The sequence below is a fragment of the Dongia sp. genome, from assembly GCF_041909655.1.
GTDB lineage: Bacteria > Pseudomonadota > Alphaproteobacteria > Dongiales > Dongiaceae > Dongia.
In genome coordinates, this window is record NZ_JAYRDA010000007.1 from 229,110 (window position 1) to 252,262 (window position 23,153).

Consider the following 23,153-nt stretch of genomic DNA (forward strand, 5'->3'; position numbering starts at 1 on the left):
CGGGGGTAAGGATTCCGGCGCGCAAAGTGGGGGCGCAGCCCCCCAAAATCAAGCGGGAAATATGCGAGGCTTGAAGGGGTCGACCGGCCGGACGAGATTGTCCCAGGCGGCCATGGCGGCATCGGCCACCGCGAGGAGCGTTTCGCGGCTGGCGCCGTCGCGGGCCTGCAAGGACATACCCATCTGCACCGTGGTGTAGAAGGTGGCGATCGCGCGGCAATCGATGCCGGCCGACAAGCGACCGGCGGCCACATCGGCGGCGAGGCGCGCCGTCATCTGGGCGATGCCGTCCTGGCGCCGCCGGGCGAGGCCGGCCGCGACCTTGGCTTCCGCCTCGCCGCCGACAAGAGCGCCAAGCACGACCATGCAGCCATGGGGCCGCGCCGGGTCGGTATAGGTTTCGGCCGAGGCCCTGAGGAGCGCGGCCATGCCCTCCCGGGCTGTTGGCGCTTCTCCGAAATGCGCCCAGAGCTGGGTGCCTTCGAGATCGGCATAAAGATCGACGGCTTCCTCGAACAGGGCTTCCTTGCAGCCGAAGGCGGCATAAAGACTGGGGCCGTTGATGCCCATGGCTTCCTTGAGATCGGCAAGGCTGGCCCCGGCATAGCCCTTTTCCCAGAACACCCGCATGGCGCGCCGGAGAGCGAGATCGCGGTCGAAAGCCCGGGGGCGGCCTCTTTCAGCCATGTTCGCTCAAATCCATCCGATTTTTGTTCTTGTCGATACATAATTCACTTGACCAGCCTGGGCAAGGCCCCTAGCTATTTATGTATCAAACGATACATAAAGGAGAGAGACATGTCCCGTCTGGTTGGAAAAGTGGCCCTGGTGACCGGCGGCAGCCGTGGCATCGGCGCCGCCATCGTGGAACGCCTGGCGGCGGAAGGCGCCGATCTGGCGTTCACTTATCATGCCTCGCCCGAGCGGGCGCGAACGGTGGAGGAGAAGATCGGGCAGGCCGGCCGCCGGTCGCTGGCGATCCAGGCCGATAGCGGGGAACCCGAAGCGGTGACCGGCAGCATCGACCGGGTTGTCCGCGAAATGGGACGGCTCGACATCCTGGTGAATTCCGCCGGCATCGCCACCATGACACCCTTTGGCGAAATTCCGGTCGCGGAATATGACCGGCTGATGGCCGTGAATGTGCGGGCCGTGTTCCTGGCATCGCAGGCGGCATCCAAGGTCATGAGCGATGGCGGCCGCATCATCACCATCGGCAGCAACCTTGCCGACCGCATCCCGTTTCCCGGCCTCACGCTTTATACGATGAGCAAGACGGCGCTCATCGGTCTTACCAGGGGCCTGGCGCGGGATCTGGGGCCGCGCGGCATCACGGTCAATCTGGTGCAGCCGGGCTCGACCGATACCGACATGAATCCGGCCGATGGGCCGATGGCGGCGGGGCAGTTGGGGCAGATGTCCATCCCGCGTTTTGCGACACCGGCCGAGATCGCCGGGGGCGTCGCCTATCTCGCCGGACCAGAGGCACGCGGCATCACGGGGACGGCGCTGACCATCGATGGCGGGTTCAATATCTGAACCGGGTCTTGCCCGATTCTCGGTTTGATTTGCCCGTTCATGTGACGCTGCGATGGCGGCCCCTTGCCGGTACCGGCGGCTGCCGCCATATCGCTCTTCCGCCGTCCTATGCCAGCAGGAGAGCCCGCATGCCCGTTACCCGCCTTGTTCTTGCCGCCGCCTTGTCGATGAGTGCGGGTTCAGTGATCGCAGGATCGGCTTTGGCCCAGGATGCCGCCAAGGGCGAGACCCTGTTCAAGCAGCGTTGCGCCGCCTGCCACAGTGTCGAAGCCGGGCAGAACAAGATGGGGCCGCATCTTTCCGCCATCCTCGGCCGCGCCGCCGGCAGCGTCGAGGGCGCAAAATATTCGCAGGCCCTGCCGGCCGCCGGCATCACCTGGGACGAGGCGCAGCTCGACGCCTATCTCACCAATCCGAAGAAAGCCGTACCCGGCACCAGCATGGCGGTGGCCATCACCAATGCCACGCAGCGCGCCGACATCATCGCCTATCTGAAGACACTGCGCTAACGCGGGCTCTGGGTGGGCGCCTGATCAGGGTGCGCGCCTGGCGAGCCCGCGCCAGGCGCCGGGTGTCAGGCCGAAGGCACGTTTGAAATGCCGGGTGAAATGGCTTTGATCCGCGAAGCCCTCGGCCAAGGCGGCATCGGCCAAAGATGCGCCCACCTGCAGCCGGTGCCGCGCGCGTTCCAGGCGGCGCATGATCAGATAGTGATAGGGACTGGTGCCGAGGCGGCGCCGGAATTGCCGCGCCAAAGTGAAACGGTCGAGGCCGCTCACCTGTTCGAGGGTGGCGGAATCCGGTGAGCCAATCGGATGCGCATCGAGAAATTCCCGGGCGCGGTCGACGGCCTGGATGTCCACCTTGAGCGGCCGGCCGCGAACCGGCCGGCGCATCGCCTGATCGGTCGCAAGCAGGGCGTCGGCCAGAGTTGCGATGACGTGATCGCAGGCGAGTTCCTCGAGCGGCTGGTCGATATCGCCCAGGACATCGCGCAAGGCAGTAAAGAGCCGGGCATCATCGCTCACCACGTCGCGCCGAAACGGCAGATGCCGGGCGCGATCCTGCAGCGCATCGGCGATGAGATCCGGAGCCACATAGATCATGCGGTAGCGAAAGCCCTCTTCGATTCCGGCGCGGCCGTTATGGGATTCGTCGGGATGAAGGACGATGACCTGCCCGGTGATGGAATCGCGCCGGGCGCCGCGATAATCGAAGCATTGCACACCGGAGAGCGTGAGCCCGAAGGCGTAGGTATCGTGGCGATGATCGTCATAGGCATGGCCGGTGAAGAAGGCCTCGATGCGCTCGATGCCGGGGGCCGACGGGCCGAGGCGCAGCCAGCTCCTGCCCGCATTTCCGCAGGATCGTTCAAGATCGGAATTTGTCGGCGCGGCAGGTTCTCGCGACATCGGTCATCCACATCGGTCATCCACGGGGCAGCAAATGCGTTTCGACACCAAGATCGCCATCATCGTGCGCGACGATCTCGCTATCTGGCAGAAGCTCAACGTCGCCAGTTTCCTGGCGGGTGGCCTGGTCGGATCCTATCCCGAACTGGCAGGCGAGCGCTATCGGGATGGCTCCGGACGGCTCTACGGGCCGCTGGTGCGCCAGCCGATCCTGATCTTCGCGGCAACCGGGTCGGAACTCACCCGTAGCTTGTCGCGCGCGATCGAGCGCGGCCTCGATTGCTCGCTCTATACGGCGGAACTATTCACGACCGGCCATGATGCGGATAACCGCGCCGCCGTGGCGGGAGTCATCACGGATGCACTCGATCTGGTCGGCCTGGGTTTCCATGCCGCGCGCAAGGATATCGACAAGGTGACCAAGGGGCTCGCGCTGCATGGGTGAGCATGTTCTTGCGGTGACAAGGCGGTGATGCGCGCCGGTCCCGAAGTCACATCTCCCGGGGTTGATCGAAGAGATACGGACTCCACCTAACACCTAAGTCCGGCGCGATGATGGGGTCGGGCGACATGGGGGAACACCTTCCCCGAAACGTCAACCACATCCCGCGACGGAGATCTTGCATGAAGCTGTCCGCCCGACAGATCGAAGACACCACCGAACAGATCAGCGCCCAGGCCTTGCCCGAAGACCATCCGATGATGGCCGAGCTTATCCCCCTTTTCGGCCATCACACCTATTTCCTGGACAAAGAAGGTCTCGAGATCGTCGAGAAGACTGGCGATCTCCCAGACGGCACCGCCACCTGCAACATCGTCAAGCTGGCAAGCTGGGCCGACATGAACCGCACGACATTGGCCCCGCACGAGCCGCAGCCGACAGATGTGCTGGTGCGGATTGAAACCGCGAAAAAATGAGTGTGGTTACGTGGTTCCGCCCAGGCACAGACGTGCCTGGGTGGCCACGAAATCGATGAAGAGGCGCGTGCGGACGGGGAGCGAGAAACGCCCACCGGCGCCCAGAAAGACCGCGTGAATGTCCTCGCGCTCGCCCGGATCGACATCCGGCAGCACTCGCGCCAGTCGGCCCGCGGCGAGATCCGCTGCCACATGATAATGCGCGAGGCGGCCGATGCCGATCCCGGCCAGGATCAAATGACGCATGGTCTCGCCATTATTGACCAGGATGTTGCCCGGCGCCGGATAGGTGTTGCGGGTGCCGTTCTCGAGTAGCGTGATCTCGCCGACCTGTCGGCGGAAATTGAAGTTGAGGCAGTTGTGGCGCGCGAGGTCGGCGGGTTTGCGCAAGGGCGGCATCTTTTTCAGATACGACGGAGCGGCCACGAGCAGCAGCGGCGATGAGCCGAGCTTCCGCTTCATCAGTCGCGAATCCTTCAAGGCACCGACGCGGATCGCGACATCGGTCCGTTCCGCCAGCAGATCGACGACATCGTCGGTGAAGCTGAGATCCAGCGTCACCTGCGGATGCGCTTTCAGGAATTCCCCCAGATGCGGCAGCAGCACATGGGTTCCGAAGGGGATCGTGGAATTGACGCGGATGCGGCCGCGCGCCGCCACCGCTTGCTGGCCGACGCTGCTATCGGCGGCTTCGATCTCACTCAGGATGGCGCGAGCGCGCTCGTAATAGATCTCGCCCTCGGCGCTCGCGCGCAGGCTCCTTGTCGAGCGCTGGAAGAGGGTGGTGCCCAGACGCTGCTCGAGCCGCGCCACGGATTTGGCGATGGCCGAGGGCGTGAGGCCGAGGGAACGCGCCGCCGCCGAGAAGCCGCCGGTCTCATAGACCCGGACGAAAATCTCCATTTCGGCGGCCTTGTTCTGCAGCATAAGATTGAGGAATTTGTTTCATAAGTGATTTTATCTTGCGAACTGTAGTCGAAACTGGCCGGAACGTCCATCTTCCCCGGCAGGTCGAGCCATTTTCGTCAGGAATCGCATCATGCCAGCCGCTCTCTATGCCCTCGCCGCCGGTGCCTTCGGCATCGGCACCACGGAATTCGTCATCATGGGCCTGCTGCTCGAGGTCGGGAACGATCTCGGCGTCACCATCGCCGCCGCCGGCCTCCTCATCACCGGCTATGCGCTTGGCGTGGTGGTGGGTGCCCCGCTTCTCACCGTTCTTACCGGCACCTGGCCGCGCAAGAAGGTGCTCCTCGGATTGATGGCGCTTTTCACGATCGGCAATCTCGCCTGCGCCCTCGCCCCGGATTACTGGTCGCTGATGGCAGCGCGCGTGGTCGCGGCCTTCGCCCATGGCGCCTTTTTCGGCGTGGGCTCGGTGGTGGCGACCTCGCTGGTGCCGGCCGAGAAGAAAGCCAGTGCCATCGCGATCATGTTCACGGGCCTCACCGCGGCCAACATCCTGGGCGTGCCCTTCGGGACCTGGCTGGGCCAGACCCTGGATTGGCGCGCCACCTTCTGGGCCGTGACCGCGATCGGCCTCGTTGCCATGGCGGCGACTGCTTTGCTGGTCCCGGCCAAGGATAGCGGCCAGGCACCACGCTTGAAGGACGAACTCCGCGCCGTGTTGCAGCCCCAGGTACTGCTGGGCTTCCTGATGACGGTGCTGGGATTCGGCGGCCTCTTCACCGCCTTCACCTATATCGCCCCCATCCTGACGCAGGTCACAGGCCTCCCCGAAAGCTGGGTGGCGCCCATTCTGCTGTTGTTCGGCCTCGGTCTCATCGCCGGCAACCTGCTGGGCGGCAAGCTCGCCGATCGCGCGCTGATGCCGGCCCTCGTCGGCACGCTGATGGCGCTCTCCGCGGTGCTGGTGGCGATGGTCTGGGGCGCCCATGAAACCATCCCCGCCATCATCGGCGTCGCCTTGCTGGGGGCGGCCTCCTTCGCGACCGTGCCGCCCTTGCAGATGCGAGTCCTCGGCAAAGCAGGTGGGGCGCCCAATCTTGCCTCGGCGCTCAACATCGCGGCCTTCAATCTCGGGAATGCGATCGGCGCCTGGGCCGGTGGCTTCGCGATCGACCAGGGAGCCGGCCTCACCTCTGTCTTCTGGCTCGCGGCTCTGATAAGTCTGGGCGGTCTTGCCGTGGCGCTCATTAGCTGGCGCCTCGATTTTCGCCCCGCGAGAATCGCCGCCGCCTGCCCGGCCGAATAAATTCACGAACGGAGTTGCCCGATGTTCAATGTCACCGCAAACGGCGCGGATATTCCGGCCCTCGGTTTCGGCGTGTTCCGTGTCGATGCCGGCGACACCCGGCGCATGGTCAAGCATGTCCTCGATATCGGCTATCGTCATATCGATACCGCGCAGGCCTATAACAACGAGGCCGATGTAGGCGAAGGAATCACGGCGTCGGGCGTCGCGCGCGCCGACATCTTCCTCACCACCAAGGTCTGGGTGAAGAATTTCCGCCATGCCAATTTCCTGAAATCGGTCGATGACAGCCTCGGGAAGCTCCAGACCGATTACGTCGATCTCCTGCTCCTTCACTGGCCGAACAATGACGTGCCTTTGGCCGAGCAGATCGGCGCCTTGAACGAGGTCCGGCAGAAGGGCCAGACGCGGCATATCGGTGTCAGCAATTACAACCGCGCTTTGATCGCGGAGGCCGTGAAGCTGAGTGCGGCGCCGCTGGTCACCAACCAGATCGAATATCATCCCTATCTCGACCAGACCCCCGTGCTCGATGCCGCGCGCGCCGCCGGCATGTCGGTGACGGCCTATTACGCCATGGCCGACGGCAAGGTGCCGCAAGATGCGATTCTCCAGGCGATCGGCAAGAAGTATGGAAAGTCGGCCGCGCAGGTGACCTTGCGCTGGCTCATCCAGCAAAAGGGTGTCGTTGCACTCTCGAAGACCGTGAGCGAGGCACGGGCCAGGGAAAATCTCGCGATCTTCGATTTCGAACTTTCCGCCGAAGACATGGCGGCGATCCATAAACTGGCGAACCCGAAGGGCCGCATCGTCAGCCCGCTTGGCCTCGCCCCGGCCTGGGACGCAGCCTAGACGCGGCTGAAGCGATAGAGGGTGAGTTGCCGGTAGGTTTCGCCGGGCCGCAAAACGGCATCGGGAAAGTTCGCGTGGTTGGGTGAATCCGGAAATATCTGCGGCTCCAGGCACAGTCCCGCATAGGCGCCGTAGCGCCGGCCGCCATGGCCCGGCACCAGCGGGCCGATTCGGGCACCGTCATAGAATTGGAGGCCGGGCTCGGTGGTGCGGATTTCCAGTTGCGTGGCACTCAAGGGGCCAATGAGGCGGGCAGCCAGACGCGGCGCCATGCTGCGCGCCCGACCCAGGACGAAATTGTGATCATAGGCCGGCTGGATCTTGCCCGGTGCCGCGCGGAGCGCATGGCCGGTGCGGAAATCGAAGACGGTATCGTCGACCGGGGCGATCTCGCCGGTGGGAATCCGGTGTGCATCCACCGGCAGATAATGCGTGGCCGGCACCTCCAGCACATGATCCAGGATGTCTTCCGTGCCATCCAGATTGAAATAGCTGTGGGTGGCGAGATTGACGATGGTGGCCCGATCCGTGGTTGCCGAGAGTTCGATTGCCAGTTCGCCCTCGCCCGTGATGCGATAGGTGCAGCGCGCGGCGAGATTCCCGGGATAACCCTGTTCGCCATCGGGCGAGAGAAGCTCCAGCGTCACATGCTGCGGGCCGTGATCCAGGATCTGCCAGACACGGTGGCTGAACCCGATCTCGCCACCATGGAGATGGGTGCGGCCGGCTTCGTTGCGCGTCAATTGATAGGTCTGGCCGTCGATGACGCAACGCCCCTCGGCGATGCGGTTGGCATAGCGCCCGGCGACACAGCCGCAATAGGGCGAATGAGCCACGTAATCGCCAAGCTGCTCGAAACCCAGCACGCGGCGTTGTGGTCCCTTGCCCGCATCGAAAGTGAGGTCCTGGATGATGCTGCCCAGCGAGAGCAGGTTTACCTGAAGGCCACCGTCGGAAAGGCTTACGCGTTCGATCGCGCTGCCGTCATCGAGGAGGCCGAAGCGGGTGACGCTCATCTGTCGAGGCCAGCCACGGCCTGGCGATAGGCGGTGGCGAGATCACGCGCGGCCCTGGCCATGTCGGAGATTGTCATGCCGGGCTTGTAGACCGATGTGCCGATGCCGAAACCATTGGCGCCCGCCTGGGTATAGGCGGTGATGTTGTCGGGCTTCACACCACCTACGGGCAGCAGCAAGGTGCCCTTCGGCATCACGGCGCGCCAGGCCTTCACCACCTGGGGCGGCATGGATTCGCCGGGAAACATCTTCAGGGCATCGGCACCGGCTGCGAGCGCCGTGAAGGCTTCGCTCGGCGTGGCGACGCCGGGCGCGGTCCACAGGCCGCGCGCCTTGGCGGCCTTGATCACGGCGGGATCGCAATTGGGCGCCACCATCAATCGGGCGCCGGCATCGGCGATGGCTGAGACCTCATCGGTGGTGAGCACGGTGCCGGCGCCGACCAGCAGCCTGTCGCCGCCTTTGGCCACCATGCGCTTCAAGGTGGTGAGGGCGTCGGGACTGTTGAGCGGTACTTCGACCACCCGCCAGCCCGCCTCTTCGAGTGCCTCCAAAGCGGCATCGGCCTCCGGAGGGGTGATGCCGCGCAGGATCGCGATCAGAGGCAAATCCTGGAACCAGGCACGCAGATCTTTCATTCCGATGGTCCTCAACAGAGCTTCGCGCGCTTGGCGAGCGCGAACAAAGCGGGCGGCAGGATGGTATCACTGTCGAGCCGCTCGAGGGTGATTCCGAACCTCGCCGATGCGGCGGCATAGGTCGCAAGCAGCGAGGCCGAGCCGATGGCGATGAGATGGGAGATGCTGGAATGCCGGCGCAGCCAGGTGAGCGCATCCTGCATTTCGGTGCCGACCAGCAGGCCTGAGAGATAGGAGCCCGCATTGCCCGGCGCCAACTCGCCGAACAGAGAGAGGCTGCGCACGCCGAACAATTGATGGGTGAGGGCGCCGTCCTCGCTGTGCTGCGCTCGGGCAAGGCCGCGATCGAAAGCGGCGGCATCGAGCGTGTCGCCGCCGATCACCTGGGACAAACTGCCCTGGCGGCTGAGCAGGCCGAAGAGTTCGCCGGTCATGTAGGTGCGGAAATCGGTGAGGCGCCCGCCTTCCACCCGCGCCCATTTGGCATGGGTGCCGGGCAGCAGGAAGATGCCGTCCTCGATGCCGCGGGTCAGTTTCGCGCCCAGCAATTGGCATTCCTCGCCGCGCATCACATCGGGCTGGCCGGCATCGCGTCTGGCCATCCCGGGCACGATGCGGATCTCTGTCCCCGGAATGCCGTCAACCGCGATCAGCCTGGTGGCGAGATCGTCGAGCCGGGCGGGGGTTTCGAGATAGGGTGCCTCGCGCCAGCCGGCGCGGCTGCCCACCATGCCCGCCATGATCACGGGGGCGCCGGTGAGCCAGCCTTGGGTGAAGGCCTGCAGCGAGCCCTTGAAGTCGCCATTGGCACCGATCGCGATCAGGCCCTGATCATCGGCGCGGCGTTCCAGCACATTGCCCCCGGCATCCAGCGCCCAGGCGCGGCGGTTGCTGGTGCCCCAATCGACCGCGATGCAGGCGATGGACACGCTAGAGCGACCCGACCCCGCCCAGGGGGAAATCGTCATTCGGTTTGGCACCCAGCGCATTGCGCAAGGGGGCACCGAAAACCGGTGCCTCGATCTCGAACAGATCGCCGGGCTGGGTCACGATGCCGTCGCCCACCGACAATGTCGCCGTGCCGAAGAAATGGATATGAAGGTCGCCCGGGCGGCGGAATTGCTTGTACTTGAAGTGGTGGTATTCGAGATTGGCGATGGTATGCGACATGTTGCGTTCGCCGCTGACGAAGGGTTTCTTCCACAGCAGTTTGCCGTCGCGCCAGATGCGGCTTTCGCCTTCGACGCTGTCGGGAAGATCGCCCAGCAGCAATTCCGGGCCGATGGCGCAGGCGCGCAATTTCGAATGGGCGAGATAAAGGTAGTTCTGCCGCTCGGTCACATGGTCGGAATATTCGTTGCCGATGGCAAAGCCGAGGCGCCAGGGCTTGCCCTGCATGTCATTGAGATAGATGCCGGCGACTTCCGGCTCCTCGCCGCCATCGAGGGCGAAGGAGGGAAAGTCGAGCGCCGCGCCGGGCTTGGCCACGATCGAGCCGTCGCCCTTGTAGAACCATTCCGGCTGCACGCCGGGCTTGCCGCCCTTCGGCTTGCCGCCCTCGAGGCCCATGCGGAACATCTTCATGGAATCGGTGAGGTCTTCGATGGCGCCCGCCACCTTCTGGTGCATCTTGTCGCGTGTATCGGCACTGCCCAGATGGGTAAGGCCGGTGCCGGCGACGAGGCAATGGGTGGGATCGGGATGATCGACCGGCGAGAGTACGGCGCCGTCCTTGAGCAAAGCTGCGTAATCAAGCGTCTCGCCATCGCCCCGTGCCGTCACTTCGGCGGCGAGGCCGCGGCGATCGGCCAGGGCCGCATTGGCGAGATCGATCACCCGGTCCGCCAGCGGTACCACGATGGCATTTGCGTTCTCGATGCGCGCGACACCGCGCCGGCCGTTCTTGTTGAATTGGATAAGGCGCATGTCGGTGACCCTTACGATTTCTTTTTGTAATAGACATCGAGGAAGACGGCGGCCAGCAGCACCAGGCCCTTGATCAGCTGCTGGAGATCAATGCCGATGCCCAGGATCGACATGCCGTTATTCATGACGCCCATGATGAAGGCGCCGATCACGGCGCCGATGACCTTGCCGACGCCGCCCGAGGCCGAGGCGCCGCCGATGAAGACGGCGGCGATGACGTCGAGCTCGAAGCCGAGGCCGGCCTTGGGTGTCGCCGTGTTGAGGCGGGCGGCGAAGATGAGGCCGGCCAGGGCCGCCAACACGCCCATATTCATGAAGGTGTAGAAGGTGAGGCGTTCGGTCTTGATGCCGGACAGCCGCGCCGCCTTTTCGTTGCCGCCCAGCGCATAGATGCGCCGGCCGATCGTGGTCGAGGAGGTAATGAAGGCATAGAGGGCGATGAGGGCGAACATGACGATGAGCACGTTCGGCAGGCCCTTGTAGGAGGACAGCAGATAGGAAAACAGAATGAAGCCGATGGCCACCAAAGCGTTGCGGCCGACGAAGAACAGCATCGGTTCCTCGGCAAGGCCATGGGCCTGCTGCCCGCGCCGGTCCTGGAGATTGAAATAAAGTACCAGCAGGGTGACGGCGATGCCGATCAGCATCGACGTGGTGTGGAAGGTGGTCGGCAGAAAATTCGGAATGAAGCCCGAGCTCAGGAGCTGGAATTGCGGCGGGAAGGGACCGACCGACTTTCCTTCCAGGATGTAGAGCGCGAGGCCCTTGAAGACCAACATGCCGGCCAGCGTCACGATAAAGGACGGTATTTTCTGGTAGGCGACGAAATAGCCCTGCGCTGCGCCGATGAGCGCACCGGCGGCGAGGCAGATGATGGCCGCCGGCACGAAATGCATGCCCTGCTGGACCATGAGGACCGCGGCTACCGCACCGATGAAGCCCGCCACCGAGCCCACAGAGAGATCGATATGGCCGGTCACGATAATGAGCAGCATGCCCAGCGCCATGATGACGATGTAGCTGTTCTGGAGGACGATATTGGTGAGGTTGAGCGGTTTGAAGAGCGCGCCGTTGGTTGCGACCTGGAAGAACACCATGATCACGATCAGCGACAACAGCAGGCCGTATTCGCGGATGTTGCTCTTGATGAAGGCGCCGAGGCTGCCGTGCCGCGTGTCTTCGCTGGTGGCCGTTTGCTGAGTCATATCAATCTTCCCAAGACTTCATGATGGCGCGCATGATCTTTTCCTGCGACGCTTCCCTGGCTGGCATCTCGCCGACCATTTTGCCTTCGTTCATCACATAGATGCGGTCGGAAATGCCCAGCAATTCCGGCATCTCGGATGAAACGACGATGACGCCTTTGCCGGCTTCGGCGAGGCGGTTGATGATGGTGTATATCTCGTATTTGGCGCCGACATCGATGCCGCGCGTGGGCTCGTCCAGGATCAGGATCTCCGGCTCGGCGAAGAGCCATTTCGAGAGCACGACCTTCTGCTGGTTGCCGCCCGAGAGGTTGACCGTCTGCTGGAACACCGAGGGTGCCCGGATATTGAGCTCGCGCTTGTATTTGTTGGCGACGGTGAGTTCCCGCCCGTCATCGATGACACCGCGGGTGGAGACGCCGCCGAGATTGGCCAGAGTCACGTTGCGCTTGATGTCGTCGATGAGGATGAGGCCGTAGGTCTTGCGGTCCTCGGTCGCATAGGCGATGCCGTGTTTCAGCGCCTTTTCGATCGTGCTGACATCGATCGGCTTGCCGTGCATGACGACCTCGCCGCTGATCTTCTGGCCATAGGAGCGGCCGAAGAGGCTCATGGCAAGTTCCGTGCGGCCGGATCCCATGAGGCCGGCGATGCCGACGACTTCGCCGCGGCGGACGTGGAAATCGACGCCCTTGATCTTCTGCCGGTCGGCATGCTGGGCGTCATAGACTACCCAGTTCTTCACCTCGAGGATCGGTTCGCCGATCTTGGGGTCACGCTTCGGATAGCGGTCCTTCAATTCGCGGCCGACCATCGAGCGGATGATGCGGTCCTCGTTCACCTCTTCGCCGCGGCAATCCATCAGATCGACCGTGGCGCCGTCGCGCAACACCGTGACCCGGTCGGCCACTTTCATGATCTCGTTGAGCTTGTGCGAGATCAGGATCGAGGAGATGCCCTGGCGGCGGAATTCCATCAGCAGAGCGAGGAGCGCGTCGCTGTCGCTTTCGTTGAGGCTGGCCGTGGGCTCGTCGAGGATGAGGAGGCGCACTTCCTTGGCCAGCGCCTTGGCAATCTCGACCAATTGCTGTTTGCCGACACCCAGATTGGTGATGAGCTCGTCGGGCGATTCCTTCAAGCCGACCTTCTTCAGCAGCTCCTGCGTGCGCTTGAAGGCAATTGGCCAGTTGATGATGCCGTTCCTGGCCGGCTCGTTGCCGAGGAAAATGTTCTCGGCGATCGAGAGCAGGGGCACCAAAGCCAGTTCCTGATGGATGATGATGATGCCGAGCTTCTCGCTGTCGCCGATGTCGCGGAAGCGCCGCTCCTCGCCCTCGAAATAAATTTCGCCGGAATAGCTGCCATGGGGATAGACGCCGGAGAGGACCTTCATCAGGGTCGATTTGCCGGCCCCGTTTTCGCCCACCACGGCATGGATTTCGCCGGCGCGGATGCTGAGATTGACGTTGTCGAGAGCGTTGACGCCGGGAAAGGTCTTGGTGATTCCCCGCATCTCAAGGATGGGCGCCGTACCGGCGCGGTCTGCGAATGTGTCCATTGGTGGCGTTTGTCCCAGCCAGCCTAAACGAAAAAAGTCGGCCAATATTCCTGGTCGACTTTCACCACAACAGAGCTGGCCCCAGAATTCAATCAAAGAAAACAGGTGCGCCCGGCCATGCCGGCCGAGCGCACCTGGTCGAATTGTTACTGAACCTGATCCTTGGTGTAGTAGCCGCTGCCGATCAGGATTTCTTCCCAATTGGTCTTGTCGACGGCCACCGGCTTCAGCAGGTAGGACGGCACGACCTTGACACCGTTGTTATAGGTTTTGGTGTCGTTGACCGGGACTTCCTTGCCGGCCAGCAAAGCGTCAACCATCTCGGCCGTCACCTTGGCGAGTTCGCGGGTGTCCTTGAAGATCGTCGAATATTGCTCGCCCGCGAGGATCGACTTGATCGACTGGACTTCCGCGTCCTGGCCCGAGACATAGGGCATCGGCATATCGGCGCTGCCATAGCCGACACCCTTCAGCGAGGAGAGGATGCCGATCGAGAGGCCGTCATAGGGCGAGAGCACGGCATCGACGCGCTTGTCGGCGTAATAGGCCGAAAGCAGATTGTCCATGCGGGCCTGCGCCACGGCGCCGTCCCAACGAAGCGTGCCGACCTTGTCCATGCCCATCTGGCCGCTCTGGACCACCAGCTTGCCGCTGTCGATATAGGGCTGCAGAACCGACATGGCGCCGTCATAGAAGAAGAAGGCGTTGTTGTCGTCCGGCGAACCGCCGAAAAGCTCGATGTTGAACGGGCCCTTGCCGTCCTTGAGGCCCAGCGCGTCGGTAAGCGTGGTGGCCTGGAGGACGCCGACCTGGAAATTGTCGAAGGTCGCGTAGTAATCGACATTGCCGGAATCGCGGATGAGGCGGTCATAGGCGATCACCTTGATGCCGGAATCGGCGGCTTGCTGCAGCGCCTGGCTGAGCGTGGTGCCGTCGATCGCCGCGATCACCAGGACCTTGACGCCCTTGGCGATCATGTTCTCGATTTGGGCGAGCTGGTTCGGGATGTCGTCTTCGGCGTATTGCAGATCGGTGCCGTAACCCTTGTCGGTGAACACCTTCACCATGTTGTTGCCGTCATCGATCCAGCGCGCCGAGGATTTGGTCGGCATGGAAATGCCGATCGTGCCCTTGTCCTGGGCGATCGCCGGTGCCGTCATGGCCATCAGGCCGACAGCGGCCGCCGCCAGGAAAGTTTGCAGTTTCTTCACGTTGTTCCTCCCAAGTGTTGATAGGCGAATGTTATGGTCCGGTAGAATTGGGTGATCTTAGGGACAACCCAGGCGCGCCGCGCGACACATTCCGGTGATCGCGACGCCGCGGTTGAAATATTTTGCTGAAGAAGGTTCTCCCCGTGAAAAAATCAGGGGCGAGAAAATCGGGGCGCCGCGCCGGCGCCGCTGGCGCACTGACCTCATGATGGTTCCTCCCGGAGGATGGCCGCGCCCGGTTTTTATGGGCGCTTAAGCCGACTTGATTTTGGCTTTTATCATACAAAATATGGAGCGGCAATCTTCGTTTGTATGATAAATAACCGGGGTGTAGAGAGTATTTTCGATGCTGTCTGGCGCTCTCGCCGGCGCGTGCTATACAGGCGTGATTCAAGATCGATCAGGGGCCGGGCAAAGAAAAAGAAACGCCCGCGAATAAAGGGAAACTGGGAGTTATGTCAGGGGTCAGAAAAAAAATTAAAGGCAGCGCCGCGGCGCTGCCGCAAGTGCGTGGCAGCCTGCACCGCGGCCTGGCCCAGGATATCGGCGCGCGCATTCTGAATGGCGAGTTCGCGCCCGGTACCTTGCTGCCCAATGAGGCGGAATGGTGCGAAAGTTTCGGCGTCAGCCGCACCGCGGTACGCGAGGCGATCAAGATGCTGATGGCCAAGGGCCTGATCCAGTCGCGGCCGAAAATCGGCTCGCGCGTGCTGCCCCGGGCGCAATGGAATTTGCTGGATCGCGATGTGCTCCGCTGGTATTGCGCCGCAGCAAATCCGGTGCATTTTCTCGTGCACATGCAGCAAGTGCGGGAAATCCTGGAGCCGGAGACGGCAGCGCTCGCCGCCGCCAATCGCACGGCGGACCAATTGATGGAAATCGAGGCGGCCTTCCAGCAGATGGCTGAGGCGAAAACCCTCAGCGCCTGGAACGATGCCGATGTTCTGTTTCATCAGGCGATCCTGCTCGCCGCCGGCAATGAATTGCTGGCGCCGCTGGGCCTCGTTATTGAATCCGCTTTGGGCAGCATGTTCACTTATACTGCCAGCCAGCGCGGCGATATCGGCCGCACGCTGCCGGGGCACCGCAAGATTCTGCTGGCCATCCGCGCACGCAAGCCGGAAGCGGCGCGGCTTGCCGTCCGCGGCCTGTTGCGCGATACCCGACGAATCGTGCAATTGGTGGCGGCCAGCCGGAAACGACCCACCACCCGCCGCCCCGTCGCGGCTGCTTAAAGAAGCTCCGTTCAACCGATTCCAGACCACAAGGCAATAAAATGGATCTCAGCAATCTCGGCCACTACCCTTCGCTCAAGGACAAGGTGGTGTTCGTTACCGGCGGTGGCAGCGGCATCGGTGCCGCGATCGTCGAATCCTTTGTCGATCAGGGTGCCAAGGTCGCCTTCGTCGACGTCAATGTCGAAGGCAGCACCAAGCTGGTCGAAGATCTGCAGGCGCAATATGGCGTCAAACCGCTGTTCATCAAATGCGATCTCACCGACACCCATGCCCTGCGGCAGGCGGTCAAGGATATTGCGGCAGCCCTCGGCGATATTGACGTCCTGGTGAACAATGCCGCCCATGACCAGCGCCACAAATGGGAAGATGTGACACCGGAATACTGGGACGACCGCACCGCCATCAACATCAAGCAATACTTCTTCTGCATGCAGGCGGTGCTGCCGGGCATGATCAGGAAAAAGGCCGGTTCCATCATCAATACCGGCTCGATGAGTTGGAAGGCGAAGCAGGGCGGCATGCCGGCCTATACGACCTCGAAGGCGGCGACCCACGGCCTCACCCGCGGCATGGCGCGCGATGTCGGCAAGGACAATATCCGCGTCAACACGGTGGTGCCCGGCTGGGTCATGACCGAGCGCCAGTTGCAGCTTTGGGTCAATGCCGAGAGCGATGCGGAGATCGACCGCCAGCAATGCCTCGCCGGCCGCGTCATGCCCGTCGATCTTGCCCGCATGGTTCTGTTTCTGGCTGCCGATGATTCCAGGATGTGTACGGCCCAGGAATTCACTGTCGATGGCGGCTGGGTCTGATCAGCTCCCCACTGATTCAACCGGCGGATAGCTGATTGCGAGAATTTCCAGGGTCTCGATGCCGGTGGGCGAGCGCAGGGTGACGACGTCGCCCACGCGCGCCTTCATCAAGGCGCGCGCCACCGGGGAAATCCACGAGATGCAGTTCTTGCCGCTCTCGGTTTCGTCGATACCGACGATGGTGACCGTTACCTCGCGGTCATCCTCGCGTGCATAGGTGACGGTCGCGCCGAAAAAGACCTGAGCGCGATTCTTCTGCTGCGCGGGATCGACCGGCTCGGCGGCGGCGATGCGCTTGTCGAGGAAGCGGAGGCGACGGTCGATCTCGCGGAGCCGCCTTTTGCCGTAAATGTAGTCGCCGTTCTCGGACCGGTCGCCATTGCCGGCGGCCCATTCCACCACGCGCACGATCTCCGGCCGCTCGACGCGCCAGAGCTGCTGCCGCTCGGCCTGCAGCCGGGCGAGGCCGGCGGGTGTGATGTAGTTCTTGGTGCCTGGCGGCGGCGCGTCCGGCGCATCTTCGGCATCGTCGGCGGCGCTGAAACTAAGATCTTCCTGGGTCATGGTCATTCCTTGGCGGCAACAGCGCAAACTATCTCGTCTCCAGCCCAGACGTCTTTGCCGATTTCAAGGCGCCCATCGGGCGCTGAAGCCATTTTCAGGATGGGAAGAGAGAGGTAGATATTCAATTATTAAGGAGTTCATTTCTACACGACTACACCCACGATCCATGAATCTCTCGACCAAAAGGTGTGATGAACCGCTTCGATCACTTTCTCGGAAAATTCCCAACCAATCGGTCAGAATTAAGAACAATCTGCGGCAACAAGTCACTTTTTCGACGAGTCTTCGAAAATAAACTAAAATACTCACACCATTTTATCTTAATTCCTTAAAAAGGCCGGAGACTCTCCAGGGGGACCCCGGCAGTATCCCATGCAACGAGAGGCTGTCATTGCCGGCTGCGTCCCTGACGCCGCCAGCGCGACCGCCGGGCTCGCAGTTTTGGGATATTCGTCTTTCTGGGGAGCGAGACATGGCCACCGACACCACCGGTATTTCGACCGAAACCACGACCGTGCGCGAAGGCGAGGTCGAGCGGGCAAACCTGACCCAGGGTGCGACCCAGGTCCAATTGCCCCAGGGCGAGAACGTTGTTCGCATCCAGGTGACGCCTGGCGAGACGATCCAGCTGCCGTTCCCGCAGGACGCGATGGTTGCGCGCCTCGACGACGGCAACGGCAACCTCGCGGTGAAGGTCGGTGACATCACCGTCATCCTGCAGGGTTACGTCGCGGCGACGGGTGAAGCGGATGTCAACCTCATCGACGTGAATGGCCAGTCGATCGACGTCGCCGCGGTGGTGGCAGCGACCGATCCCAACCTCGATATCGAAACGGCAGCCGGCCCGGGTGCGGGTGACCAGGGCGCGGGGCCGGACAACAATGGCGGCGTGTTCTCGCCCTTCGATCCGCTGGCGGGCATCGGTGGCCTCAACGGCATCGGCGGTCTCGACCCGACGGCCCTTGAATATCGCCTGATCGAGCGCGAAGGCATCATCTTCGAGGAAGTCGAGGAAGACGGCGATACCGATCCGATCGTTCTCAACATTCGCCAGGCCAATCCGGTCAACGAAGACGACCTGCACGGTCCGCGCTGCGATGAAGATCTGCTGGATCGCCTGAATCCGAAGGAAGAAGAGGGTGGCGAGCAGCTCCCCTCGCTGGCGCGCGAGGGCGAAGGTGGCGAGCCCAAATGGGTGCTCGGCAAGCAATATGACGACGGCAACGATCCGTTCGACACCAAGGACCATGAAGAAGGCAGCCAGACCGACACCTGGTTCGGCAGCGACGCGGACGGCAAGAGCGGCCTGTTCCCCTTCATCTCCGACGACAACAATGGCCCGTTCCCGGGCGGCATCGACCAGGACCGCGAACCGCTTTCGGTCACCGCGGTGGTCGAGATCAATTTCTTCGGCGATCTGCCCGGCAAGCTGGTGCTCGATGCCAATGGCAACGGCGTCAATGACGGCCCGGGCGATGTGCCGCTGATCGATCAGCTGGTTGCCAAGGGCCTGACCTCGCATGGCCATGAACTGACCTATGCGCTGCTGCCGGAAGTGCCGGAAAGCGCGCCGGGCGCCAATGACGGCCAGGGCCAGATGGTCGTCGCCTATTACACCGTGATGTTCAACGGTTGCGCCTACAACGTGGTGGTCTTCACCATCGGCGTGAACGACGATGTGTTCACGGGCGCCGAGCCGACTGAATCGGGCAATTCCGAGATCGGCATCACCTACACGATGTATGGCGTGGTCGATCACCCGGATGAGGGCGAAGACATCCTCTCGATCGACGTGCCGTTCTTCCTGCAGGACAGCGATAGCGGCCCCGTGCCGTCCAACTTCCCCACGCCCCTGACCTTCGAACAGATCGACGACAAGCCCTTCCTGGGCGAAGTCTGCTACGCGAGCTTCTGTGGCTTCGACGTGCCGATCGCGATCGTGAAGGCCGACCTCACGCTCGGCCATGACGAGAGCAAGGGCGAGCAGCACACCCTTTACGATGCCAACGGCAACCTGATCGGCGGCTGGAACAACACCGACGATCTCGACAATGGCGAGGCCGGCGAAGCCGCCGACGCCGTCGACGATATGCTGGACGGTATCGGCCATGGCGATGCCAGCGGCGAGAACGTCGACATCGGCTACCAGCAGGATATCCTGTCGCAGTTGGCCCCGGAATTCATGCAGAACGGCAATTTCTGCGCCGATCCGCTGGGTGCCGCAAAGACCACCCTGTCGGTGAGCTTCGGTGCCGACGGCAAGGCCCGCGGCAACGACCAGGCCGGCGACACGCTGTTCGACCAGGATGACTCGACGCCGACCGACAAGGACGGCAATTACGTCGACGATCCGAACATCAAGGATTGGAGCAACTGGAACAACGCTTCCGACGGCACGCCGCTGGCGCCCAAGGACGGCACCGACAAGCGCGCCTTCGAATTGTTCATGAAGAGCCAGTCGGGCGAGAACCAGGGCGACGTGATCAACAGCTCGCTCACCAACTGGTTCATCACCATCATGGTGGACGGCCAGCCGGTGCAGGTGCAGGTCACGGCCTACCAGCTCGACGCCAACACCATCATCGGCATGGCGACCCCGCCGAGCGAAGACGAGGGCAATGGCGGCGGTGATACGGCCCGTTTCGTCCAGAACGAAGAAGGCGAGTATTGCCTCGATGGCACGGGCACGGCCGTTCCGGTGTTCGTGCTGCATCTCGACCCGAGCTCGGGCGAGCTGACCTTTGTCCAGTATCACCAGATCAACAACCCGAATGACGGCAACGCCGCCAGCCCGGATTGGGACAATTCGGCCAACGATCCGCTGACCCTGAAGGATGCCAACGGCAAGGCCCTGGTGTTCTTCGAGGCGACCGATTTCGACGGTGACTCGGTGCAGGCGCAGTTGGAAGTCGCGGTCATCGATGACGCCCCCGACGCCAAGGACGACAAGGCGGTCCTCGACGAGGAATCGTACTATCCCGACGGCACGCTCAACACCGTCACCGGCAATCTGGTGCTCGGCAAGAGCAATGACGGCATCAACAACGACAACAAGGGCGACAAGCTGTCGGTCGATCACGACCACACCATCTCGGCCCTGAAGTATGGCAACACCATCATCACCTTCGACTTCGACACCGGCACGGCGACGACGACGGTGTTCCCGAACGGAGCCACCAGCGACGTCAGCAATGTCACGCTGGTGAACGGCGTGGTCGAATTCGACACCCCGCACGGCCACTTCAAGGTCGTGGTGGATGCCGATCATGCGGATCCGGTGGCCCCGGGCGACAATTCGTGGGAAACCAACGAGCTCGGCTATTACGAATACACCGCCAATCCGGGCAACAACTCGGAGAAGGAATATTACGGCCTTAAGCAGGATGCCAACGGCACCGAATTGCCGGGCAGCCTCAATGCGGTCCTTGCCAAGTTCGAAGTGAACGGCCTTGATCTGCAAGCGTCGGGCGGTTCGTTCAGCACCAAGGAAATCACCGTCGGCGGCAAGACCTATGCCGGCATCGGCATCGGCGGCGGCCAGGTCGGCGCCGAGGTCGACGGTGGCGAAGTGCTCACCATCAAGCTGCCGGGCGATACCCAGGCGGCCAAGATCACGGTCGGCACGCTGTTCAACTCGGTTGACGGCGACGGCATCGAGAACTTCGACAACAACAACGCCGAAGTGCTGGAATGGGTTGCCTTCGACAACGGCGTCGAAGTCGGCCGCGGCAAGATCTTCGGCGATGCCGACGGCCTGGTCGATTTCTACATCAACCTCGGCGTCGAGTTCGACACCGTCGAACTGCATGCGGTCAATAACGGCCAGAACGGTTCCGACAATTCGGATTTCATGCTGGTCGGCGTGAAGACCTGCGAAGAGCTGTGCATCGAAGAGAAGCTGCACTACGCCCTCGAGGACGTGGACGGCGATTACGACTGGGCCAAGCTTGAGATCGACGTGCTCGACGGCGAACCGCTGGTCAAGCATCACCTCAGCACGACCTCGGTCACCATCGACGAAGACGGCCTGCCGAACGGCAACGACAACAACGTCTGGAACAAGGACGGCGACGGTGCCGACAATGTCGGCGGTAATTGGGGTCCGTTCGATCAGGACGGTCGCGAGAACACCGTCGGCGGCCATATCACTTATCTCACCTATGCCGACGGCCTCGGCATGGTGTCGCTGAGCTCGATCTCGACCCTCACCACGGTCGACGGCAAGTCGGTCCAGTTCGCCTGGGATCCGGCCACCAACACCCTGATCGGCTACGCGGCCCCGGATACCGACCGCGTCGTCCTCACCGTCGAGCTCACCAATGTCGGCGATAACGGCCTCGACTATAAGGTCACGCTGAAGGAGCCGCTGGATCACCCGACCAACGATTACGAAGACAATCTGGACTTCGTGTTCACGGTGACCATCGCCGACAAGGATTGCGACACGGCCAAGGTCGATGTCTGCGTCACCATCGACGACGACAAGCCGCAGCTCGACGAGATCTGCTACACCAAGACCGGTTATGCCAACGGCCATACCGGCGGCCTGGTGGATGAAGATTACATCCCCTATGTCGGCAACCAGGACGCCGATGGCGCCCCCGGCGACGACAACGGCAGCAACAAGGTCAGCGGCAATATCGACATCAATTACGGCGCCGACGGTCCGGCCACGGGCAATCCCTTCGCGGTCGCCTTTGCGAATGACACGCCGGCCGGCGTGTCGGCCTCGAAGGACAACAACCCGATCCTGCTGAAGAGCGAATATGTCGGCAGCGACCTGGTCATCACCGGCTATGTGTCGGTCCCGGGTCTCTACAACGACCGTACCGCCTTCACCCTGACGGTGAAGCCCAATGGCGAGTTCACCTTCGATCTGAAGGAAGCCCTCGAGCACAGCAACCAGGGCACCGGCAGCAGCTGGACCGAATACAACAACCTGCTGCTGCAGTTCGGCCTGACCGCCGCCGATCGTGACGGCGACAAGATCCCGGTCACGCTGAAGTTCGTGGTCGATGACGACGCCCCCGACAGCTTCACCATCAAGTTCCCGCACAACAGCGACAACCTGGTGAAGGAAGAGGGCATCAATGACGGCGACGACGAAGCCGATTTCTACCTCGACTTCGGCTCGAAGGGCGGCGTCGGCGCCGACCAGAACGGCACTGTCAGCTTCGTGCTGAAGACGGATATCTGCAACCTCGCCGGCCAGCCGATCGAACTCGTCAAGGTCGGCAACGAATGGCACGGCAAGGTCGATGGCAGCAACACCGTCTACTTCGTGATCCGTCCCGAGAACGGCGGCTATGAGTTCGACCTCAACCAGCCGATCAAGCACACCCAGCCGGGCAACGATACCAAGGCCGTGACCATCGGTGTCACTGTCGAGGACAGCGACGGCGACAAGCAATCGGCCGATGTCGTCATCAACATCAAGGACGACGTGCCCACCATCGAAGTGAAGTTCGGCCATGACGGCGATTCCAAGGATGGCAAGGGCCGGGTCGACGAGGACAAGCTCGTCAACGGCAACCAGGATTCCGACACCAACCCGGACGACAACGACAATTCGTCGTCGAACGGCGACGGTCCGGAAGGTGAATCTGCCGGGCCGGGCGGCTCGTGGCAGAAGGTCGATGGCGAGGTCAATGTCGACTTCGGCGCCGATGGCGGCACCGGTCCCAAGTTCACCGGTCTCACCATCACGACCCAGTCGGGCCAGGTCATTCCGCTGGACGGCCTCTACACCTCGGCCGGTCAGCTGGTCTACATCACCATCACCGACGGCGTGATCAAGGGCGGCACCTCGCCCGGCAGCGACAACGTCTTCTCGATGTCGATGAACGGCAGCGGCGACTTCACCTTCTATCTGAAGCAGGCGCTGGAGCACACGCTCACCAACGATCCCAGCACCGGCCAGACCGAAATCCGCTACGAGGACAACCTCAACTTCTCGTTCGGCGTCGAGGCCAAGGACGGCGACAACGACACCGTCACTGCCAAGATCGACATCGTCATCGACGATGACGGCCCCAAGGCGAATGATGAC

At 62.6% G+C, this 23,153-nt stretch carries 20 protein-coding genes; 9 read left to right on the plus strand and 11 right to left on the minus strand.

The features are described 5' to 3' along the window. Positions 1–48: 48 nt before the first annotated feature. The gene (locus ACE3PR_RS16140; protein ID WP_374373968.1) at positions 49–687 is read right to left on the minus strand and encodes a TetR/AcrR family transcriptional regulator; all 639 of its coding nucleotides are present in this window, start codon (positions 685–687) and stop codon (positions 49–51) included. Between the two features lie 111 nt (positions 688–798). On the opposite strand from ACE3PR_RS16140, the gene ACE3PR_RS16145 reads away from it, so the two are divergent. Both ACE3PR_RS16145 and ACE3PR_RS16150 read left to right on the plus strand, forming a co-directional pair. Further along, on the plus strand, positions 799–1,539 hold the full coding sequence (locus ACE3PR_RS16145; protein ID WP_374373970.1) for a 3-oxoacyl-ACP reductase family protein: 741 nt from the start codon (positions 799–801) through the stop codon (positions 1,537–1,539). Positions 1,540–1,667: 128 nt separating this feature from the next. Beyond that, a complete protein-coding gene (locus ACE3PR_RS16150) occupies positions 1,668–2,048 on the plus strand; it encodes a c-type cytochrome (RefSeq protein ID WP_374373972.1) in 381 nt (126 codons plus the stop codon). A gap of 24 nt (positions 2,049–2,072) precedes the next feature. On the opposite strand, the gene ACE3PR_RS16155 is transcribed toward ACE3PR_RS16150, so the two are convergent. Beyond that, the gene (locus ACE3PR_RS16155) at positions 2,073–2,951 is read right to left on the minus strand and encodes an AraC family transcriptional regulator (protein WP_374373975.1); all 879 of its coding nucleotides are present in this window, start codon (positions 2,949–2,951) and stop codon (positions 2,073–2,075) included. Between the two features lie 34 nt (positions 2,952–2,985). Here ACE3PR_RS16155 and ACE3PR_RS16160 point away from each other — a divergent pair, with 34 nt between their 5' ends. Both ACE3PR_RS16160 and ACE3PR_RS16165 read left to right on the plus strand, forming a co-directional pair. After that, positions 2,986–3,396, plus strand: coding sequence for a DUF2000 family protein (locus tag ACE3PR_RS16160; protein ID WP_374373977.1), 411 nt, complete (start codon positions 2,986–2,988; stop codon positions 3,394–3,396). Positions 3,397–3,575: 179 nt separating this feature from the next. Continuing rightward, complete coding sequence (locus ACE3PR_RS16165; protein WP_374373979.1) at positions 3,576–3,869, plus strand: hypothetical protein; 294 nt, start codon at positions 3,576–3,578, stop codon at positions 3,867–3,869. A 6-nt stretch (positions 3,870–3,875) separates the two neighbouring features. Here the strand turns inward: ACE3PR_RS16165 and ACE3PR_RS16170 are convergent, their stop codons facing one another. Then, positions 3,876–4,796, minus strand: coding sequence for a LysR family transcriptional regulator (locus tag ACE3PR_RS16170; protein ID WP_374373981.1), 921 nt, complete (start codon positions 4,794–4,796; stop codon positions 3,876–3,878). A 112-nt stretch (positions 4,797–4,908) separates the two neighbouring features. Between ACE3PR_RS16170 and ACE3PR_RS16175 the strand changes: the two genes are divergently transcribed. Both ACE3PR_RS16175 and ACE3PR_RS16180 read left to right on the plus strand, forming a co-directional pair. Then, positions 4,909–6,084, plus strand: a complete 1,176-nt coding sequence (locus ACE3PR_RS16175; RefSeq protein WP_374373983.1) for an MFS transporter — start codon at positions 4,909–4,911, stop codon at positions 6,082–6,084. Between the two features lie 21 nt (positions 6,085–6,105). Next, positions 6,106–6,936, plus strand: coding sequence for an aldo/keto reductase (locus ACE3PR_RS16180; protein WP_374373985.1), 831 nt, complete (start codon positions 6,106–6,108; stop codon positions 6,934–6,936). Here ACE3PR_RS16180 and ACE3PR_RS16185 read toward each other — a convergent pair. From ACE3PR_RS16185 to chvE, 7 genes are all read right to left on the minus strand, one after another. Continuing rightward, the gene (locus ACE3PR_RS16185; RefSeq protein ID WP_374373987.1) at positions 6,933–7,952 is read right to left on the minus strand and encodes an aldose epimerase family protein; all 1,020 of its coding nucleotides are present in this window, start codon (positions 7,950–7,952) and stop codon (positions 6,933–6,935) included. The two genes, ACE3PR_RS16180 and ACE3PR_RS16185, sit on opposite strands and share 4 nt — an antisense overlap. After that, complete coding sequence (locus tag ACE3PR_RS16190; protein WP_374373989.1) at positions 7,949–8,590, minus strand: 2-dehydro-3-deoxy-6-phosphogalactonate aldolase; 642 nt, start codon at positions 8,588–8,590, stop codon at positions 7,949–7,951. The genes ACE3PR_RS16185 and ACE3PR_RS16190 overlap by 4 nt, the downstream gene beginning before the upstream one ends. 11 nt (positions 8,591–8,601) lie before the next feature. Beyond that, complete coding sequence (locus tag ACE3PR_RS16195) at positions 8,602–9,519, minus strand: 2-dehydro-3-deoxygalactonokinase (RefSeq protein ID WP_374373992.1); 918 nt, start codon at positions 9,517–9,519, stop codon at positions 8,602–8,604. A gap of 1 nt (position 9,520) precedes the next feature. After that, positions 9,521–10,516 carry an AraD1 family protein gene (araD1, locus tag ACE3PR_RS16200; RefSeq protein ID WP_374373994.1) on the minus strand — a complete coding sequence of 332 codons (996 nt, stop codon included), beginning with the start codon at positions 10,514–10,516 and terminating at the stop codon, positions 9,521–9,523. A gap of 11 nt (positions 10,517–10,527) precedes the next feature. Further along, positions 10,528–11,721 (minus strand): multiple monosaccharide ABC transporter permease, encoded by a 1,194-nt coding sequence (mmsB, locus tag ACE3PR_RS16205; RefSeq protein WP_374373997.1) that lies wholly within the window; start codon positions 11,719–11,721, stop codon positions 10,528–10,530. Position 11,722: 1 nt separating this feature from the next. Continuing rightward, positions 11,723–13,279 carry a multiple monosaccharide ABC transporter ATP-binding protein gene (gene mmsA, locus ACE3PR_RS16210; RefSeq protein WP_374373999.1) on the minus strand — a complete coding sequence of 519 codons (1,557 nt, stop codon included), beginning with the start codon at positions 13,277–13,279 and terminating at the stop codon, positions 11,723–11,725. 146 nt (positions 13,280–13,425) lie between these two features. Further along, positions 13,426–14,445: a multiple monosaccharide ABC transporter substrate-binding protein gene (gene chvE / locus ACE3PR_RS16215; RefSeq protein ID WP_374374023.1), complete on the minus strand. Its 1,020-nt coding sequence runs from the start codon at positions 14,443–14,445 to the stop codon at positions 13,426–13,428. 500 nt (positions 14,446–14,945) lie between these two features. Here chvE and ACE3PR_RS16220 point away from each other — a divergent pair, with 500 nt between their 5' ends. Together ACE3PR_RS16220 and ACE3PR_RS16225 are read left to right on the plus strand one after the other, a co-directional pair. Then, positions 14,946–15,725: a FadR/GntR family transcriptional regulator gene (locus ACE3PR_RS16220; protein WP_374374001.1), complete on the plus strand. Its 780-nt coding sequence runs from the start codon at positions 14,946–14,948 to the stop codon at positions 15,723–15,725. 41 nt (positions 15,726–15,766) lie between these two features. Beyond that, positions 15,767–16,540 carry an SDR family NAD(P)-dependent oxidoreductase gene (locus tag ACE3PR_RS16225; protein WP_374374004.1) on the plus strand — a complete coding sequence of 258 codons (774 nt, stop codon included), beginning with the start codon at positions 15,767–15,769 and terminating at the stop codon, positions 16,538–16,540. Here the strand turns inward: ACE3PR_RS16225 and greB are convergent, their stop codons facing one another. Then, on the minus strand, positions 16,541–17,104 hold the full coding sequence (greB, locus tag ACE3PR_RS16230) for a transcription elongation factor GreB (protein ID WP_374374006.1): 564 nt from the start codon (positions 17,102–17,104) through the stop codon (positions 16,541–16,543). Positions 17,105–17,576: 472 nt separating this feature from the next. On the opposite strand from greB, the gene ACE3PR_RS16235 reads away from it, so the two are divergent. Continuing rightward, the coding region (locus tag ACE3PR_RS16235) for a DUF5801 repeats-in-toxin domain-containing protein (protein WP_374374008.1) at positions 17,577–23,153 on the plus strand (5,577 nt) is incomplete at its 3' end.